Origin of the sequence: Collinsella intestinalis, from assembly GCF_902501455.1 — a bacterium.
Lineage (GTDB): Bacteria > Actinomycetota > Coriobacteriia > Coriobacteriales > Coriobacteriaceae > Collinsella > Collinsella intestinalis.
The window spans coordinates 59,818-76,246 of sequence record NZ_CABWIC010000007.1 but is presented as its reverse complement, the minus strand read 5'-3'; the positions used below and the strand labels follow the sequence as shown (position 1 = coordinate 76,246).

Here is a 16,429-nt window from a genome sequence, read left to right as displayed (position 1 = left end):
ATGCGGTATCGTACCAGCTATCTATGTGTACGTGACCGGGCTCCTCGCCCGATTGGATCACAGGAGGTCAACTATGGGTCCTCGCCAGCGTCATGCGCGCTCTCGCGCAAAAACGCACGCCACCCCCGTCGTGCTCTTCTCCGTGCTGGGCTTTCTCCTCGTCGCCGGCATCGCGTTCGGTATCGGCATGCTCGGCAACATCAACCGTTGGCTCTCCGATCTCCCCGATTACACGGATGCCGACGAGTACCTCGTGAGCGAGCCCACGCATATCCTGGACTCCCAGGGCACCGAAATCGCCACGTTCTTCGTCCAGAATCGTGAGAGCGTCACGGCCGACAAGGTCTCCGAGTGGGTCCTCAAGGGCACCGTCGACGTCGAGGACGAGCGTTTCTACGAGCACAACGGCGTCGACATCATCGGCATCGGACGCGCCGTCCTGGCACAGCTCTCCGGCCGATCCGAAGGCGCCTCGACCATCACCCAGCAGCTCGTGCGCAACACCATCCTGTCCGAAGAGCAGTTTGACCAGACCATCGAGCGCAAGGTGCGCGAGGCTTTCATCGCCATGGAGATGGAGAAGATCTTCTCCAAGGACGAAATCCTCATGATGTACCTCAATACCATCTACTACGGACATGGAGCTTACGGCATCCAGGCCGCCTCCAAGACGTACCTCTCCAAGAATGCCAGCGAGCTCACGCTCGCCGAGGCCGCGCTGCTCATCGGCCTGCCCAACTCGCCCTCGTACTACGACCCCACCGTCAACCCCGATGTGGCCGTCGACCGCCGCAACAAGGTTCTCGGCAACATGCTGCGCATCGGGACCATCTCCCAGGATGAGTACGACGCCGCCGTAGCCGAGCCGCTCGCACTCAACGTCACCGAGACCTCCGACACCGGCATCTCCGTGTACGCGCATCCCTACTTCGTCGACTACGTGAAATCCCTGCTGCAGGAGGAGTTCTCCACCGACGTCCTGTTCAAGGGCGGCCTCACCGTGACCACCACCATCGACCCCGCGATCCAGCAGGCCGCCGAGACCGCTGCCGTCGAGAACATCAACAAGTACCCTGCCGCAAACGACCTGCAGATCGGCATGAGCGTGGTCGACCCCAAAACCGGTCACATCAAGGCCATGGTCGGCGGCCGCGATTACAATGCCGACCCCAACCACGTCAACCATGCGACCGCCAAACGCCAGCCCGGGTCCTCCTTCAAGAGTTTCACCCTGGCCACCGCCATCAAGATGGGTGTGAATCCCAACATCACCATCAACTGCGAGTCCCCCATGTACTGGGACAATCCCGGTGGCGAGGACATCAAGATCCAGAACATTGGTAATCACAACTACGGGTACCGCTCCCTTGCCTCCGCGACCGCTGTGTCTTCCAACACCGGCTACGTGCAGCTGGCCGAGACCATCGGCAATCAGAACATCCTGCAGACCTGCAAGAGCCTCGGTCTGGACACCTCCTCGATGCACGACGTCCTCTCGATGACGTTGGGCACCGGCGACGTCACGACGCTGCAAATGGCTAACGCTTACGCTTCCTTCGCCAACGGCGGAGAGCACCGCGCACCCGTTGCCATCACCGAGATCAAGTCGCGCACCGGCGAGGTCGTGTACACGCACAAGGACGAGAAGACCCAGGCCCTCACCGCCGGCGATGCCGCGGCCGTGACCGAGGTCCTCGAAACCGTCATGGAGCGTGGCGGCACCGGCGTTACCGGCAACCCCTGGATCAAGCAGCCCATCGCCGGCAAGACGGGAACCGCCGGTACTGCCTCCGACACCACGGACCTGTGGTTCTGCGGCTACACCCCCCAGCTCTCCGTCTCGATCTGGGTCGGCCACTCCGGCACGAACACGCCCATCAAGAACGTCAACAACAGCACGATGACCCTGCCCGTCTTCAAGGCCTTCATGAAGGCCGTCCTGGCCGACACGCCCCGAGAGGAATTCCCCGAGGGTCCGACGCCCGAGTACAAGCCCAACAGCGAGTGGAAGTTCTCCCACACCAAGTCCTCCGGGGAGCTCGCCGCACAGCAGCAGGCCGAGGAAGAAGCTCAGCAAGAGGAGGAGTCTGGAGATGACGAGGCTCAGGAGGAGCAGCCTCAGACCCCCACGACCCCGCAGCCTCCCGTGACCCCGCAGCCTCCCGTGACTCCTGCCCCCGAGACCGGCGGAACAACCCCCACGACGCCCCAATAGCACGCACCCTGCACAGGTACACGCAAATCGCCCCCGCCATGCGACGGGGGCGATTTCATATCAATCCATATTGCAGCTCCAGGGCCGTCATGGGCACGCGGCAGGAAACGAGCCGGCAGCGTGACAGGCGCACCGGGCACCTAAGACCCGCACGTGCGCTACGCCAACCGACCGTTCCTCACGCGACCTACCTCGAACGGCGCCAATAGGATACGAGCAGCGCGATAAGGGCGATGGGAAGGACCACAAGCAAAGTGAACAGCACGGTGTGCACGATCATGGGGCTCACTTGCGCACGCTCCTCAGCTTGCCGATCATGAGCTCGAACTGCTCGCCGTCGGAGGCAGTCCGCGTAATGACAAGGATGGTGTCGTTGCCGGCAAGCGAACCGAGGACATCGGGCAGCTCGGCCGCATCGATGGCCGCGGCGATGCCGAGAGCCGTACCGGGCTGAGCCTTGATGATCACGAGATTCTCAGTGCGCTGCACGCCGATCACCAGCTCGGAGACCATGCGCTGCAGATGCAGGTCCTCCGCCAAGACGTACATGCCCTCAGGAAGCTTGTGCAGGCCCATGTCGGCGATATCGCGCGACACGGTCGCCTGGGTGCAGTCGAAACCGCACGCCTTGAGCTCATCGACGAGCATTCGCTGCGTGCGAACATCCGCAGTGCGCACGATCTCGCGGATAGCGTCTTGACGACCGTTGCGTTTCTTAGCCATGGAAATCACCGTCCCCATTGCGGGCGCGCCGCTTGCAGCGGAACACGCCCGTAACTCAGGCCCTCTCGAACCTCTTCTTACTTATGCTTGAACCATTCTTGCATAGAATGCTCAATTGATAAGCACAAGGTGAATAATGTTGCAAAATTTACGATTCCAAGGGCCTACGGGCACGATGTCAGAGCACCCTCGTCATAGGCGACGTCCATGAAACACAGGCCGCGTGCAGGCGCCGTCGGGCCCGCGGCCCGGCGGTCGCAGGCGGCCAGGGCGTCGGAAAGCCAGCGCTCGTCCCTTCGACCCGCCCCGACCTCGACCAGGCTGCCCACGATCGTCCGCACCATCGAATGCAGAAAGGCATTGCCGGTGATAGTAAAGGCGATGTGCTCCTCCCCCAATGCCGATGCCCGCTCAAACGAGACGGCGATGACATTGCGGCACGTGGGCTTGTCGATAGCGGAGGATGTCTTGCAGAAGCTCTTGAAATCATGCTCTCCCACCAGGCACGCCGCGGCACGCTCCATGGCATCCATATCGAGCGGCAGTCGATGCCACCACGTGACGGATCGCGTGAGCAGCGGACGCGCATCCCCCGTGACGATGCGATACGTGTAGGTACGCGAGCGAGCGTCAAAACGGGCGGAGAACCCCGGGCGCGCATGATATACGGCGTTCAAGGCGATATCGGAGGGCAGCAAGGCCGCCATGGCGCGCATCCAACGGGCATGCGTGATGGCAAGCTCATCGGCATGCGCGGGAATGCTCACATACTGCGATACGGCGTGAACACCGGCATCCGTACGACCGGCGCACGTCAAATCGACAGGTCGGCGCAAGAACGTCTCGAGCGCCCTTCGAACCTCGCCCGCCACGGTCCTCAGGCCCTCGGGCTGCTCGGCAAATCCGCTGAAGGCGGCACCGTCATAACCCAGGCGGAATACGAGCGTCCCATCGAGCTCATCGACAGCCGGATAGGCCCCGGACACGGACAAGGCGTCAACGGTGGCGGTCTTGGTCATGGAATCCCCTTTCATCGGGCTCATCCTATCAAAGAAACGGCGATCACTGCCGCCATGGACGTCAGAGAGACCACAAGCAACGCTCGGTCACGGCGGCCGAGCGGTCGCGGTACGGGCAGCCGCCCTTCGGAAGACGCATCGTAGCAACGGGCCGACATGGCCTCGGCGAGACGGTCGGCACGACGGAACAGGCCCACCACGAGCGGTGTGAGCACCGACCCCCATATGCGAATGCGCTCGACAAGACCGCCCTCATCGAAGCGGGCCCCGCGGGCGCGCTGCGCCAGACGGATACGGCCGAGCTCTTCGCTCACCAAGGGTATAAATCGCAAAGCCAGCGACAGCACCGTTCCGAGGGCGGCCACGGGCATGCCGAAATGCGCAAGGGGACGAAGCAGGCGCACGACCGCATCGCTGATCTGTGTGGCGGTGGTTGAAGACGAAACCGCGAGGGAAAATCCCACAAGAATCAAAATGCGCACGACGGCGGTGACGCCCCTCATCCCGCCGGCAGGATCGAGACGTGCGGGACCCGCAAGCGGCACCGCTCCATGTCCGTCGCATGAGACGAGATTGGCCACAAGCGTAAACATCAAGATGATGGCGACGGGCCGCATGCCGCGCAAAACATCGCGAGCGCCCATGCGCGCACTGAACACCGTGACCGCAAGCGCGGCGAACCAGAAGCACCACTCCCACGCATCGGCAGCGGTAAAGACGCCCAGCGTGGCGACAAGGAGCACCGCGATCTTAACGCGCGCATCGACATGGGCGAGCAGGGTACCCGCCACATAACCGCCAAATGGCCCCATAGGAGCCTGAGAACGCGCAGAAGGCCTCTTGAGGGCCGATGGCTCGTCGGCATGGGCAGCACGGGCCTGAGTGCCCTCAAGATGATCTGGGCGAAGCACACCGCCCTCCAGCACGAGCACACGGTCGGCAAGACGCTCCCACTCCGGCAGATCGTGCGTGACAACGAGCACCGCGCGTCCCTCATTGACGAGTTCACAGGCGAGTCGATTGATGAATGAACGGCCCTCCGCGTCAAGAGCAGCGCTCGGCTCATCGAAGATGTAAGCCGGCGCATCCAAAGCAATGACCGAGGCGATTGCCACGCGGCGCGCCTGGCCACCCGAAAGCTCAAACGGAGAGCGTTCAAGAACTTCCACAGGAAGCCCGACCGCCCCGATGGACCGCTCCACAAGCACGCGGACCTCTCCCTCGTCAAAGCCGGCGTTGCGCGGGGCAAAGGCCACCTCATCGAAGACGGTATCGTGAAAGAACTGCGCCTCCGGCTGCTGAAACGCCACTCCCACCATCCCCGGCGTCGCGGCATGCCCGCATACACGCACAGTGCCTGCATCGGGCTCGAGCAGACCGGCAGCGAGGGAGGAGAGCGTAGATTTTCCAGCGCCGGACGCGCCGGCGAGTATCACAAGCTCACCGGCGTGCAGATCAAGGTCCACGCCGTCGAGAACCGTTCGACCGCCGCGAGAGGATACAACGCCATCGAGCGACACTACGGTCTCTCTTGCAGCTCCGCCAGTGACTCGTCGTCCAACGTCGACTCGTAAGCCAGCTTCGATGCGGGTCTCGGCGCCAGAATGAGCCTCACCACAGGCCGAACCGCGAGCAACGGATCCGTCACACACGATGACCCTATCAGCCAGCGCTATCTCGTCGTCATCATGGGTTATGAGGACGAGGCCCAACCCGCGTTCATGGGAGAGCGCGGTGAACAGGCCGCGCATAAGCTCACGGGAGCGAGGGTCAAGTTGGGAGGTAGGCTCGTCGAGCACCAGATAGCGCGGGCGCATTGCCAGCACACCGGCGAGTGCAAGACGTTGCTGCTCACCACCGGAGAGTTCTGTTGTTACCCGCTGGTCAAATCCGTGAAGCAATGACAATTCCAGGGCCTCGTCGACGCGACGGGCAACCTCGTCTTCATCGATGCCGAGGTTCCGAGGTCCAAACGCAACCTCATCGAAAACGAGCGACGAGACGATTTGATCGAGCGGATCCTGTCGGACGTAGCCAACCAGCTCGCGCACGCGCAAGCGTTCCAGCTCACTGGCGGAAGGGTCGTGACCGTCAACAACCACGGCACCTCCGTCAACGAGCTGAGCTGCACATATGGCGCGCCCAAGCGTGGACTTGCCACATCCGTTCTCCCCCACCAGGGCAACAATCTCTCCAGGAGCGATGTTGAAGGACATTCCGTTAATCACGGCGGTGCCGTCGTAGGCAATAGACACCCCATGCAGGTCGATCATGTCACTCCCCTCAAATCTAAACCAATGCAGGATACGAAAAAGGGCGGTTCCGAAGAACCGCCCTCGTATGCAGCTAGCAAAGTAGCATGAGCTACTCAGCGGACTCCTCAGCCGGAGCCTCGGCAGCCTCGGTCTCGACGACCTCGGCAGCCTCCTCGGCCTCAACGACCTTGGGGGCAGCGGCCTTCTTGGCCGGAGCAGCCTTCTTGGCCTTGGGGGTGCAGGGCTCGGAGACGATCTCGATGATGACCATCTCGGCGCAGTCGCCCTTGCGCGGGCCGAGCTTCATGATGCGGGTGTAACCGCCGTTGCGGTCGGCCCACATGCCCTGAGCGGCCTTGTCGAAGATCTCAGCGACGAGGTTCTTGTCGCCGAGCTTGGCGATGGCGAGACGACGAGAGTGCAGGTCGCCCTTCTTGGCCCAGGTGATGATGGGCTCGGCGTAGCTGCGCAGCGCCTTGGCGCGGGTCTCGGTGGTCTTGATGCGATCGTTCTCGAAGAGCGCCTTGGCAAGGCTCTTCTTCATGGCCTTGGTGTGGCTGGCATCGGTGCCGAGCTTCAGGCCCTTCTTCTTGTTGTGACGCATGGTCTGGTTCTCCTCTAATACCTGGGTTAAGCCTTGAGGCTGAGACCCATGGACTCAAGTTTGTCCTTGACTTCCTCGATCGACTTCACGCCGAAGTTGCGGATGTTCAGCAGGTCGTTCTCGGAGAACTCGACCAGCTGACGCACGGAGTGAATGCTGGCGCGCTTGAGGCAGTTGTAGGAACGGACGGAAAGGTCCAGATCCTCGATCTGCTTGTCAAGCTCGGCATTGTCGCTCGTGACCTCGGGGGCGAAGATGGAGACTTCCTCCTCCGCCTCGGGCTCGTCGGCCAGGGTCATGAACGCAGCCATGTGCTGGTTGATGATGTTGGCAGCGGAGACGACGGCGTCACGCGGGGAAATCGCGCCATTGGTCTCGATCTCGAGAACCAGACGATCGTAGTCGGTGTGCTGACCAACGCGGCAGGCCTCGACGAGCTTGGCGCAGCGCTTGACCGGCGAGAAGAGCGAGTCGACATGGATGATGCCGATCGGGTCGTTGTCGCGCTTGTTCTGCTCATAGGACACGTAACCGCGACCATACCCGATGCGCATACTCATGGTCAGGTGACCGCCCTCGGTGAGGGTAGCGATGTGCTGATCGGGGTTGACGAGCTCGAACTCGGACGGGATGAAGAAGTCAGCGCCGGTAACCTCGCAAGGGCCGTCGACCGAGATGGTCGCAGTGCCCTCGTCCGTGGTACCAAGCGTGCGGAACACGAGACCCTTCACGTTGAGGACGATGTCGGTGACATCCTCGACCATGTTGGGAATCGTGGTGAACTCGTGCTGGGCGCCATCGATCTGGATGGCCTCGACGGCTGCACCCTCGAGCGAGGACAGCAGCACACGGCGCAGGGAGTTACCCAGCGTGTCGCCGTATCCACGCTCCAGAGGCTCGACGGAGACGCGAGCAGCGGTGTCGCTGATCTCCTCGACGTGAACCTGGGGCCTGATGAATTCTGACATGTAATACCTCCAGCGTAGCGCGCGAACGATTACTTCGAGTAAAGCTCGACGATGAGCTGCTCGTTGATATCGCCGCTGATCTGGTCACGAGAGGGCAGCGAGATGACGTTGCCGGAAAGCTTCTCGATGTCGACCTCGAGCCAGCCGGGAACCTCAAAGCGCTCGGAGGAGATGAGGGCCTCCTTGATGGGGAGCAGGTCGCGGAACTTCTCGCCAACGGCGATGACGTCGCCGGCCTTCACGCGGTAGGACGGGATGTCGACGCGCTTGCCGTTCACGGTGAAGTGGCCGTGACGGACGGTCTGACGAGCCTCCTTGCGGGTGCGAGCGAAGCCGAGACGGAACACGACGTTGTCGAGACGGGTCTCGAGGATGGTCATGAGGTTCTCACCGGTGACGCCGTCCATGCGGAGAGCGTGCTCGTAGTAGTGGTGGAACTGCTTCTCAAGAACACCGTAGATGAACTTGACCTTCTGCTTCTCGCGCAGCTGCATGCCGTACTCAGATTCCTTGCGACGGCGCTTGGGCTGGCGGATAGATTCCTTCTTGCTGCTGTAACCCAGCTCAACGGGATCGATCCCGAGCTGGCGGCAGCGCTTGAGAACCGGAGTCCTGTCGATTGCCATAGTAAATCGATCCTTTCAGTTACACGCGGCGACGCTTCTTGGGGCGGCAGCCGTTGTGCGGGATGGGGGTCTTGTCCTGGATGCTGGCGACCTCGAGGCCGGCGGCCTGGAGGGAGCGGATCGCGGTCTCGCGGCCCGAGCCGGGGCCCTTAACGAAGACGGCGACCTTGTGCATACCGTGCTCCATAGCAGCCTTGGCGCAAGCCTCGGCGGCCATCTGAGCGGCAAACGGGGTCGACTTACGGGAGCCCTTGAAGCCCACCGTGCCGGCCGACTGCCAGGCGATGACGTTACCCGCGGGATCGGTGATGGAAACGATGGTGTTGTTGAACGTAGAACGGATGTGAGCCTGGCCCACGGAAATGTTCTTACGGTCGGCGCGCTTGATACGGGTGGCGGCGCCGCGCTTGTTCTTTGCAGTAGCCATTATGCGTCAGTCTCCCTTATTTCTTCTTCTTGGCACCGATCTGACGCTTCGGACCCTTGCGGGTACGAGCGTTGGTGTGGGTGCGCTGGCCGCGAACAGGGAGACCCTTGCGGTGACGGAGGCCACGGTTGCAGCCGATGTCCATGAGGCGCTTGACGTTCTGGGAGCGCTCACGACGGAGGTCACCCTCGACCATCAGGCCGTTCTGATCAATGTAATCGCGGATCGCCGAGATCTGCTCCTCGGTGAGGTCCTTGATGCGAGTGCCGTCGACAATGTTGAGATCGGCGCACATCTTCGCTGCGGTGGTGCGGCCGATGCCGTAGATGTAGGTCAGACCAATCTCCGCACGCTTCTCGTTCGGAAGGTCGACACCGTTAATACGGGCCACTGTGGATCTCCTCTCTTAGCCCTGGCGCTGCTTGTGGCGCGGGTTCTCGCAGATCACGAGGACCTTACCATGGCGGCGGATGATTTTGCACTTATCGCACATCTTCTTGACGGAAGGGCGTACCTTCATCGTTCTTCCTTTCGGTAGTGCTCAAGCTACAAGGTGGAATGTTATCTACTCGCCCAGCCGCAGGCGTTTACAACGAATGGCTGGATGCACGGCGCGGGTATCGGGGGCAGAGCACTCCCCTTCCTCCTGTGCCGGCACAAAGACTGTCGCTACTTATAGCGATAGGTGATGCGACCGCGGGTGAGGTCGTACGGAGACAACTGCACCGTGACCTTGTCGCCCGGGAGAATGCGGATGTAGTTCATACGAATCTTGCCGGAGATCGAGCAGAGAACGGACACACCGTTCTCCAGCTCAACGCGAAACATGGCGTTGGGCAGCGGCTCAGTGACCGTACCTTCAAGTTCGATGGCGTCTTCCTTCTTCAAGGCAATCATCTTTCTCTTGAAAACGACAGCAGCATTGCATGTTACTACATGCCAAAGACGCGATCGGGAAATTCCCAATCGCTACATAATTTTTTCCTGACCCGTCATGATGGATCAGCTTACATGACACCGCCGGACATCGAGCACCATGGACCCTTGGCATCCTGGGTGAGAATAACGGGGCCATCCTCGGTGATGGCAACCGTGTTCTCGTAGTGAGCCGCGGGCAGGCCATCATTGGTGCTGACGAGCCAACCGTCCGCGCCGGTGTGAACGCGGTTGGATCCGAGCGTGATCATCGGCTCAATTGCGATGACCATGCCGGCCTCGAGCTTCACACCGCGACCCTTCTTGCCGTAGTTCGGCACATTGGGATCCTCGTGCATGGCGCGGCCGATACCGTGACCAACGTAGTCGCGCAGCACACCGTAGCCATTGGCCTCAGCGAGAGACTGCACCGCGTGGCCGATATCACCGATATGGTTACCGGGAACGGCCTGCTCGATGGCAGCCTTCAGGCAGTCGAGCGTGCACTCACACAGACCCTTGACCTCAACGGAGGGGGTGCCGACGTAAAACGTCCAGGCATTATCCCCCACCCAACCATCCACGATGGCGCCGGTGTCGATGGAAATCACGTCGCCGTCGCGCAGAATGACGTCAGGGTTGGGGATGCCGTGCACGACGGCATCGTTCAAGGATGCACAGATGGAGCCGGGGAAGCCGCCGTAACCCTTGAAGGCCGGGGTTCCACCATGCATGCGGATGATCTGCTCGGCGAGTTGGTCGAGCTCGAAGGTGGACACGCCGGGACGAATCATCGCCCCAACGTGACGGAGCGCCATCTTGGACAGCGCTCCGGCCTTCTTCATCTGCTCAATTTCGGCGGCAGACTTGAACTTGATCATAGACCGAGCTCAGCCTTCACGTCGGTGTACACCAGGTCGATGTCGCGGTTGCCGTCGACGACCTTGAGGATGCCCTGACCGCGATAGTACTCGACCAGCGGGCTGGTGTTCTTCTCGTACACATCGAGGCGGTTCTTGATGGTCTCGGGCTTGTCATCGTCGCGCTGATACATCTCACCGGCGCAAGACGGGCACACGGTGGTGTCCGGACCGGCGGTGTAGCCGCAGTCACGGCAGGTGCGACGAGAGGACAGGCGGTCGATGATGACCTCTGCCGGGACGTCGACCAGCAGGGCGCCGTCGAGCTCGCGACCCATGGCGGCAAGCTCGGTGTCGAGCGTGACAGCCTGGGTGGTGTTACGCGGGAAGCCGTCGAGGATGAAGCCCTTCTGGGCGTCATCGGCGGCAAGGCGCTCCTTGACGAGATCGATCACAAGCTGGTCGGGGACGAGCTCGCCTGCATCCATGTACTTCTTTGCGGCGACGCCGAGCTCGGACTGAGCCTTGACGGCAGCGCGAAGCAGGTCGCCGGTGGAGATGTGGGCCACGCCGTAGTCGGCGACGAGGCGCTGGGCCTGGGTGCCCTTACCGGCGCCGGGGGCGCCCAACAACACGATGTTCATGAGAGACTCCTTTGAGACCTACTTGAAGAAACCGTCGTAGTCGTACATCTTGAGCTGGCTCTCGACCTTGTCGATGGTGTCCATGACAACACCGACCATGATCAGAACCGAAGTGCCGCCAAAGGCCTGGATGAGCGCGTTGTTCGTAAAGGAGAACACGATCGAGGGGACGATGGCGATGCATGCGAGGAAGATTGCGCTCGGGAGCGTGATCTTGTTCAGCGCATTCTTGATGTAATGAGCCGTCTGCTTACCGGGACGAACGCCGGGGATGAAGCCGCCCTGTTTCTTGAGATTCTCAGCCGTCTCGTCCGGGTTGAAAACCATGGACGTATAGAAGTAGGCGAAGAACACGATGAGGACGACGTTCAGGATCCAGTTGATCCAGCCGCTGGACAGTGCTCCAGCAAAGGCCTGCATCCAACCGACGTTGGGGAAGAAGACCGCAAGCTGAGCCGGGAAGTACAGCAGGGCGCTCGCGAAGATGATCGGGATGACGCCGGCGGTGTTCACCTTGATCGGCAGATACGTGGACTGACCACCCATGATTCGACGACCGACGACGCGCTTGGCGTACTGCACCGGGATACGACGCTGACCGCGCTCGAGGTACACGATGAACGGAATGACGCACAGGATCACGACGAGGATGACGAGCGTGGTGATGACGCCCATGTTACCGCCCTCGATGGACTGGAAGATAGCCTGAGGCAGACCGGCCATGATGTTGGCGAAGATGATCAGACTCATGCCGTTGCCGATACCGCGCTGGGTGATGAGCTCACCGATCCACATGATGAGCATGGCGCCCGCGGTGAGCGTACCCACGATCATGATGTCGAAGATGATCTCGGGGGCGCCCGCTCCGTTGAACTGGATACCGAAGCTCTTGAAGAGGAAGAGGTAACCAACGGAGTTCAGCAGGGCGAGGCCGAGCGTGAGGTAACGGGAGTACTGGGTGATCTTGGTCTGGCCAACCTCACCCTCACGGGCCAGCTCATGCAAGCTGGGCACAACGGCCTGAAGCATCTGCATGATGATGGAGCTCGTGATGTAGGGCATAATGCCCAGGGAGAAGACGGACACGTAAGAGAGCGCACCGCCCGAGAAAAGATTCAGCAGGGCCATCGCACCGCTGGCGAAGGTATCGCCAGCGGATTGGAAAAGGCCCGACATCGCCTGGAAGGGGATGCCGGGCACGGGAACGTGCGCACCGATACGGTACACAACGAGCATCGCGATGGTAAAAAGAATCTTTCCGCGGAGTTCTTTGATGCGGAAGGTGTTCTTCAAACCAGTTAGCACGGAAGCTCGACCTTTCCGCCAGCGGCCTCGATCTTGGCCTTCGCGGAAGCGGAGACCTTGTCGACCTTGACCGTGAGCTTACGGGAGAGCTCGCCGTCGCCGAGCACCTTGACGGGCTCGAACTCGGACTTGGTGATGCCAGCGGCCTTGAGGGAGGCACCGTCGACAACGGCACCGTCCTCGAACTTGACCTCGAGCGTAGAGACGTTCACAGCGGTAAACTCGATACGACGGGGGTTCTTGAAGCCGGGGAGCTTGGGGAGACGCATCGCGAGCGGGGTCTGGCCGCCCTCGAAACCGGCGCCCTTGGTGCCGCCGGAGCGGGAGCCCTGGCCGTTCAGGCCGCGACCAGCGTAGGTGCCGCCCTTGCCGGAGTTACCGCGACCGACGCGCTTGCGGCTGTGGGTGGAACCCTGAGCCGGAGTAAGGTCATGAAGCTGCATTGTTACTCCTCCACAATCTCAACGAGATGCTTGACCTTGAAGATCATGCCACGCACGCCCTCATTGTCGGTGATCTCGCGGGTGTCGTTGATGCGATGCAGGCCGAGGGCGCGGACGGTGCGGCGCTGATCCTCCTTGCAGCCGTTGATGCTGCGGACCTGCTTGATCTTGATGGTAGCCATGCCTAGTTCTCCTTCTTGCCAACAAACATCTCGGAGACGGTGAGGCCGCGGCGGGCAGCGACATCCTCAGGGGTGGAGAGCTGCTTGAGACCCTCGGCAGCGGCCTTGATGATGTTCAGGCCGTTGTCGGAACCGAGCGACTTGGACAGAATGTTCTTGATGCCGGCCAGCTCGAAAAGCGGACGGACGGCACCGCCGGCGATGACGCCGGTACCCTCGACAGCGGGGCGCATGATGATGCTAGCAGCACCGAACTCACCCTGAACGTCGTGGGGAATGGTGCCCTCGGCGGTCACGGGAACGTGGAACATGTGCTTCTTAGCGTCGATGGAGGCCTTGGAGATAGCCAGCGGCACCTCCGCGGACTTGCCCATGCCCAGACCGACGTTGCCCTTGCCGTCGCCCACGACCACGAGGGCCACGAGGCTCATGCGACGACCGCCCTTGACGGTCTTGGCGACGCGGTTGATGAAAACGACGCGCTCCTCGAACTCGGAGGCCTCGCGCTGCTGCTTCTGCTGATTACGAGCCATGCTCTTACCTCCTAGAATTCGAGACCGGCGGCGCGAGCACCGTCGGCGAGGGCCTTGACGCGACCATGGTAGACGCGGCCACCGCGGTCGAAGGAAACGGTCTTGATGCCGGCCTCGAGGGCGCGCTCGCCCACGAGCTTACCGACCTTCTCGGCAGCCTCCTTGTTACTGGTGGTCGTGCCCTTGAACTCGGCCTCGAGGGTGGAGGCGGAGACGAGGGTGTGACCCTTGGTGTCGTCGACGATCATGGCGTAGATGTTGGCGTTGGAACGCACGACGCGCAGACGCGGGCGAGCCGGGGTGCCAAAGATCTTGCCGCGGACACGGCGCTGACGACGCTTGAGGCCGGCGCGCTTTGCCTGTTGCTTGTTCATGTGAAACTCCTTATGAAGTCCTGCCAGCACCTGACGGGGTGCTGGTCTTACGACGTGGAAGCGCTCTACTACTTAGCGGCCTTGCCGAGCTTGCGGCGGATGTGCTCGCCCAGGTAGTGGATGCCCTTGCCCTTGTAAGGCTCCGGCGGACGCTTGGCACGGATCTCGGCGGCAACCTGGCCGACCTGCTGCTTGTCGATGCCCTTGACGTGGATGTGGGTGTTGTCCGGGCACTCGAAGGTGATGCCCTCAGGGGCGGTGTAGATCACCGGGTGAGAGTAACCCAGGGACAGATCCAGGTCCTTGCCCTTGAGCTGAACACGGTAGCCAACGCCGGCGAGCTCGAGGACCTTGGTGTAGCCCTCGGAGACGCCGATGACCATGTTCTGGATCAGGGCGCGGGTGAGGCCGTGGCGGGCACGGGTCTCACGCTCGTCGTCGGGGCGGGAGACGGTCAGCACGCCGTCGGCGACCTCGATGGTGAGCTTCTCATAGAAATCGGCCTCAAGGGTGCCCTTGGAGCCCTTCACGGACACGTGAGTGCCGTCAACTGCCACTTCGACTCCGGCGGGAATCTGGACAGGCTTCTTACCGATACGAGACACGGTGTTCTCCTTTCCTTCTACTCGCCTAAGCGAATTACCAGATGAGGGCGATGACCTCGCCGCCGATGCCCTTCTTGCGAGCATCGCGGTCGGCCATGACACCCTGGCTGGTGGAAACAATGGCGGTACCGAGGCCACCGCGGACGCGGGGGAGGTCCTTCACGCCGGCGTACTTGCGCAGACCAGGCTTGGAGTAGCGCTTGATGCCGTTGATGACCTTGGCCTTCTTGGGACCGTACTTGAGGGTGATGTGCAGGGTCTTGGCGGGGGCGGTGTCCTCAACGGTGTAGCCCTCGATGTAGCCCTCCTCGTAGATGACTCGAGCGATCTCGACGAGCTTCTTGGAGCTCGGCATCGAGACCTCGGCCTTGTTCGCAGCATTGCCGTTGCGGATGCGCGTGAGCATGTCTGCGATCGGGTCGGTGAGATTCATGTGGATTCTCCTTCGTTCTTGATGAGTCCGTGCCCTCGGTACTCCCCCACCCTTAGCGGGGAAGCCTGTAAGGCACGTCTTCCGTACGCTCCACCTCATAGATGAGATGGGCGCGCTGGCAGTGACTTACCAGCTGGCCTTCTTGATGCCGGGAAGCTCGCCCTTGAGCGCCAGCTCGCGGAAGCAGACACGGCACAGGCCGAACTTGCGGTACACAGAGTGCGGACGGCCGCAGCGCTGGCAGCGCGTGTACTCGCGGGTCGAGAACTTCTGCTTGCGATTGCACTTGACGATCATCGATGTCTTAGCCACTTATTTCCTCCTCACATACGTATATATGCGCCTCGGACAGGCGGCACGTGCTCTTCGCGCACCGCCTGTGGAACCCGGGGCTTTAAGAACCTATTTCTTGAACGGGAAGCCGAAGGCGTCGAGAAGGGCCTTGGCCTCTTCGTCGGTCTTCGCGGTGGTGACGATGGTGATGTCCATACCACGGGTGTGGTCGACGGAATCGAAGTCAACCTCGGGGAAGATGAGCTGCTCGGTGACGCCCATCGAGAAGTTGCCACGGCCGTCGAAGGACTTGGCGGAGATGCCGCGGAAGTCGCGGATACGGGGGATGGCGACGGAGGTCAGACGATCGAAGAACTCCCACATACGGTCGCCGCGCAGGGTGACCTTGGCGCCGATGGGCATGCCAGCGCGCAGCTTGAAGGAGGCGATGGACTTGCGGGCGCGGGTGACCATGGGCTGCTGGCCGGTGATGACGCGCAGGTCGCGGACAGCGCCGTCGATAGCCTTGGAATCGGTGGCGGCCTCGCCGACACCCATGTTCACGACGATCTTCTCGAACTTGGGGATCATCATGACGTTCTCATACTGGAACTTGTCCTGCATGAGCTGCTTGACCTCGTCGTTGTACTTGGTCTTGAGACGGGGAATGTACTTCTCCTCAGCCATTTTCACTCCTTACTGGGGTTTTAAGCACGGGGTTGGCCTCGTGGGTTAGCCTCGTGCCTCCTGACGTGCGCCATACCCGCGATGGCTGTCTTGGGCATGACGAATTGACGGCAGGAGCCGACAAAACAGTCGTTACTATACGCTTATGCGGCGACGATTGCCACCGCAACTTCATGTGTGCAGGTAAATCCATAAATCGGGAAACGACATCCCCTTCGTGCGAGTCGGGGCTGGGAGGACCGGGGGATTTTTTCTCGGTCAGGTCCTGCGCAAGACGAAGCGTCCACTGGACGCTTCTTTGCGTGCGGAATCTACAAAATCCCCCGGCCCTCCCAGCC

General features: G+C 61.6%; 22 protein-coding genes. 1 reads left to right on the top strand and 21 read right to left on the bottom strand.

Annotated features, from left to right (window positions below):
- Nucleotides 1-73: 73 nt before the first annotated feature.
- The gene (locus tag AOBCEHNH_RS01520) at nucleotides 74-2,215 is read left to right on the top strand and encodes a transglycosylase domain-containing protein (RefSeq protein WP_193221135.1); all 2,142 of its coding nucleotides are present in this window, start codon (nucleotides 74-76) and stop codon (nucleotides 2,213-2,215) included.
- Nucleotides 2,216-2,500: 285 nt separating this feature from the next.
- On the opposite strand, the gene AOBCEHNH_RS01515 is transcribed toward AOBCEHNH_RS01520, so the two are convergent.
- The 21 genes from AOBCEHNH_RS01515 to rplE all read right to left on the bottom strand — a co-directional run bounded on the left by AOBCEHNH_RS01515 (nucleotide 2,501) and on the right by rplE (nucleotide 16,091).
- Nucleotides 2,501-2,938, bottom strand: a complete 438-nt coding sequence (locus tag AOBCEHNH_RS01515; RefSeq protein ID WP_039910324.1) for an arginine repressor — start codon at nucleotides 2,936-2,938, stop codon at nucleotides 2,501-2,503.
- Nucleotides 2,939-3,102: 164 nt separating this feature from the next.
- The gene (gene truA, locus AOBCEHNH_RS01510; protein ID WP_226803179.1) at nucleotides 3,103-3,957 is read right to left on the bottom strand and encodes a tRNA pseudouridine(38-40) synthase TruA; all 855 of its coding nucleotides are present in this window, start codon (nucleotides 3,955-3,957) and stop codon (nucleotides 3,103-3,105) included.
- Nucleotides 3,958-3,977: 20 nt separating this feature from the next.
- On the bottom strand, nucleotides 3,978-6,230 hold the full coding sequence (locus AOBCEHNH_RS01505) for an ATP-binding cassette domain-containing protein (RefSeq protein WP_152062873.1): 2,253 nt from the start codon (nucleotides 6,228-6,230) through the stop codon (nucleotides 3,978-3,980).
- Between the two features lie 91 nt (nucleotides 6,231-6,321).
- Entirely contained in the window at nucleotides 6,322-6,816 is a 495-nt protein-coding gene (rplQ, locus tag AOBCEHNH_RS01500) for a 50S ribosomal protein L17 (protein WP_118102736.1), read from the bottom strand.
- A 26-nt stretch (nucleotides 6,817-6,842) separates the two neighbouring features.
- Nucleotides 6,843-7,784 (bottom strand): DNA-directed RNA polymerase subunit alpha, encoded by a 942-nt coding sequence (locus AOBCEHNH_RS01495; RefSeq protein WP_118271669.1) that lies wholly within the window; start codon nucleotides 7,782-7,784, stop codon nucleotides 6,843-6,845.
- 29 nt (nucleotides 7,785-7,813) lie between these two features.
- Nucleotides 7,814-8,410 carry a 30S ribosomal protein S4 gene (gene rpsD / locus AOBCEHNH_RS01490; protein WP_006723025.1) on the bottom strand — a complete coding sequence of 199 codons (597 nt, stop codon included), beginning with the start codon at nucleotides 8,408-8,410 and terminating at the stop codon, nucleotides 7,814-7,816.
- 19 nt (nucleotides 8,411-8,429) lie between these two features.
- Nucleotides 8,430-8,837: a 30S ribosomal protein S11 gene (gene rpsK, locus AOBCEHNH_RS01485; protein WP_006723026.1), complete on the bottom strand. Its 408-nt coding sequence runs from the start codon at nucleotides 8,835-8,837 to the stop codon at nucleotides 8,430-8,432.
- A gap of 16 nt (nucleotides 8,838-8,853) precedes the next feature.
- Nucleotides 8,854-9,228 carry a 30S ribosomal protein S13 gene (gene rpsM / locus AOBCEHNH_RS01480; RefSeq protein ID WP_006723027.1) on the bottom strand — a complete coding sequence of 125 codons (375 nt, stop codon included), beginning with the start codon at nucleotides 9,226-9,228 and terminating at the stop codon, nucleotides 8,854-8,856.
- Nucleotides 9,229-9,243: 15 nt separating this feature from the next.
- On the bottom strand, nucleotides 9,244-9,357 hold the full coding sequence (gene rpmJ / locus AOBCEHNH_RS01475; protein ID WP_006363204.1) for a 50S ribosomal protein L36: 114 nt from the start codon (nucleotides 9,355-9,357) through the stop codon (nucleotides 9,244-9,246).
- Nucleotides 9,358-9,506: 149 nt separating this feature from the next.
- Nucleotides 9,507-9,725 carry a translation initiation factor IF-1 gene (gene infA / locus AOBCEHNH_RS01470; protein WP_039910571.1) on the bottom strand — a complete coding sequence of 73 codons (219 nt, stop codon included), beginning with the start codon at nucleotides 9,723-9,725 and terminating at the stop codon, nucleotides 9,507-9,509.
- Nucleotides 9,726-9,844: 119 nt separating this feature from the next.
- On the bottom strand, nucleotides 9,845-10,633 hold the full coding sequence (gene map, locus AOBCEHNH_RS01465; RefSeq protein ID WP_118102730.1) for a type I methionyl aminopeptidase: 789 nt from the start codon (nucleotides 10,631-10,633) through the stop codon (nucleotides 9,845-9,847).
- Nucleotides 10,630-11,256 carry an adenylate kinase gene (locus tag AOBCEHNH_RS01460; RefSeq protein WP_006723031.1) on the bottom strand — a complete coding sequence of 209 codons (627 nt, stop codon included), beginning with the start codon at nucleotides 11,254-11,256 and terminating at the stop codon, nucleotides 10,630-10,632. The genes map and AOBCEHNH_RS01460 overlap by 4 nt, the downstream gene beginning before the upstream one ends.
- A gap of 18 nt (nucleotides 11,257-11,274) precedes the next feature.
- On the bottom strand, nucleotides 11,275-12,561 hold the full coding sequence (gene secY, locus AOBCEHNH_RS01455; protein WP_006723032.1) for a preprotein translocase subunit SecY: 1,287 nt from the start codon (nucleotides 12,559-12,561) through the stop codon (nucleotides 11,275-11,277).
- Nucleotides 12,555-13,004: a 50S ribosomal protein L15 gene (gene rplO, locus AOBCEHNH_RS01450; protein WP_006723033.1), complete on the bottom strand. Its 450-nt coding sequence runs from the start codon at nucleotides 13,002-13,004 to the stop codon at nucleotides 12,555-12,557. The genes secY and rplO overlap by 7 nt, the downstream gene beginning before the upstream one ends.
- Before the next feature lie 2 nt (nucleotides 13,005-13,006).
- A complete protein-coding gene (rpmD, locus tag AOBCEHNH_RS01445; protein ID WP_006723034.1) occupies nucleotides 13,007-13,186 on the bottom strand; it encodes a 50S ribosomal protein L30 in 180 nt (59 codons plus the stop codon).
- Between the two features lie 2 nt (nucleotides 13,187-13,188).
- Entirely contained in the window at nucleotides 13,189-13,719 is a 531-nt protein-coding gene (gene rpsE / locus AOBCEHNH_RS01440) for a 30S ribosomal protein S5 (RefSeq protein ID WP_006723035.1), read from the bottom strand.
- Between the two features lie 11 nt (nucleotides 13,720-13,730).
- On the bottom strand, nucleotides 13,731-14,093 hold the full coding sequence (gene rplR, locus AOBCEHNH_RS01435) for a 50S ribosomal protein L18 (RefSeq protein ID WP_006723036.1): 363 nt from the start codon (nucleotides 14,091-14,093) through the stop codon (nucleotides 13,731-13,733).
- A 68-nt stretch (nucleotides 14,094-14,161) separates the two neighbouring features.
- Nucleotides 14,162-14,698, bottom strand: a complete 537-nt coding sequence (rplF, locus tag AOBCEHNH_RS01430) for a 50S ribosomal protein L6 (RefSeq protein WP_006723037.1) — start codon at nucleotides 14,696-14,698, stop codon at nucleotides 14,162-14,164.
- A gap of 34 nt (nucleotides 14,699-14,732) precedes the next feature.
- Nucleotides 14,733-15,131 (bottom strand): 30S ribosomal protein S8, encoded by a 399-nt coding sequence (rpsH, locus tag AOBCEHNH_RS01425; RefSeq protein ID WP_006723038.1) that lies wholly within the window; start codon nucleotides 15,129-15,131, stop codon nucleotides 14,733-14,735.
- Between the two features lie 126 nt (nucleotides 15,132-15,257).
- Nucleotides 15,258-15,443, bottom strand: coding sequence for a type Z 30S ribosomal protein S14 (locus AOBCEHNH_RS01420; protein WP_039910329.1), 186 nt, complete (start codon nucleotides 15,441-15,443; stop codon nucleotides 15,258-15,260).
- A 90-nt stretch (nucleotides 15,444-15,533) separates the two neighbouring features.
- The gene (gene rplE, locus AOBCEHNH_RS01415; RefSeq protein ID WP_006723039.1) at nucleotides 15,534-16,091 is read right to left on the bottom strand and encodes a 50S ribosomal protein L5; all 558 of its coding nucleotides are present in this window, start codon (nucleotides 16,089-16,091) and stop codon (nucleotides 15,534-15,536) included.
- Between the last annotated feature and the right edge of the window lie 338 nt (nucleotides 16,092-16,429).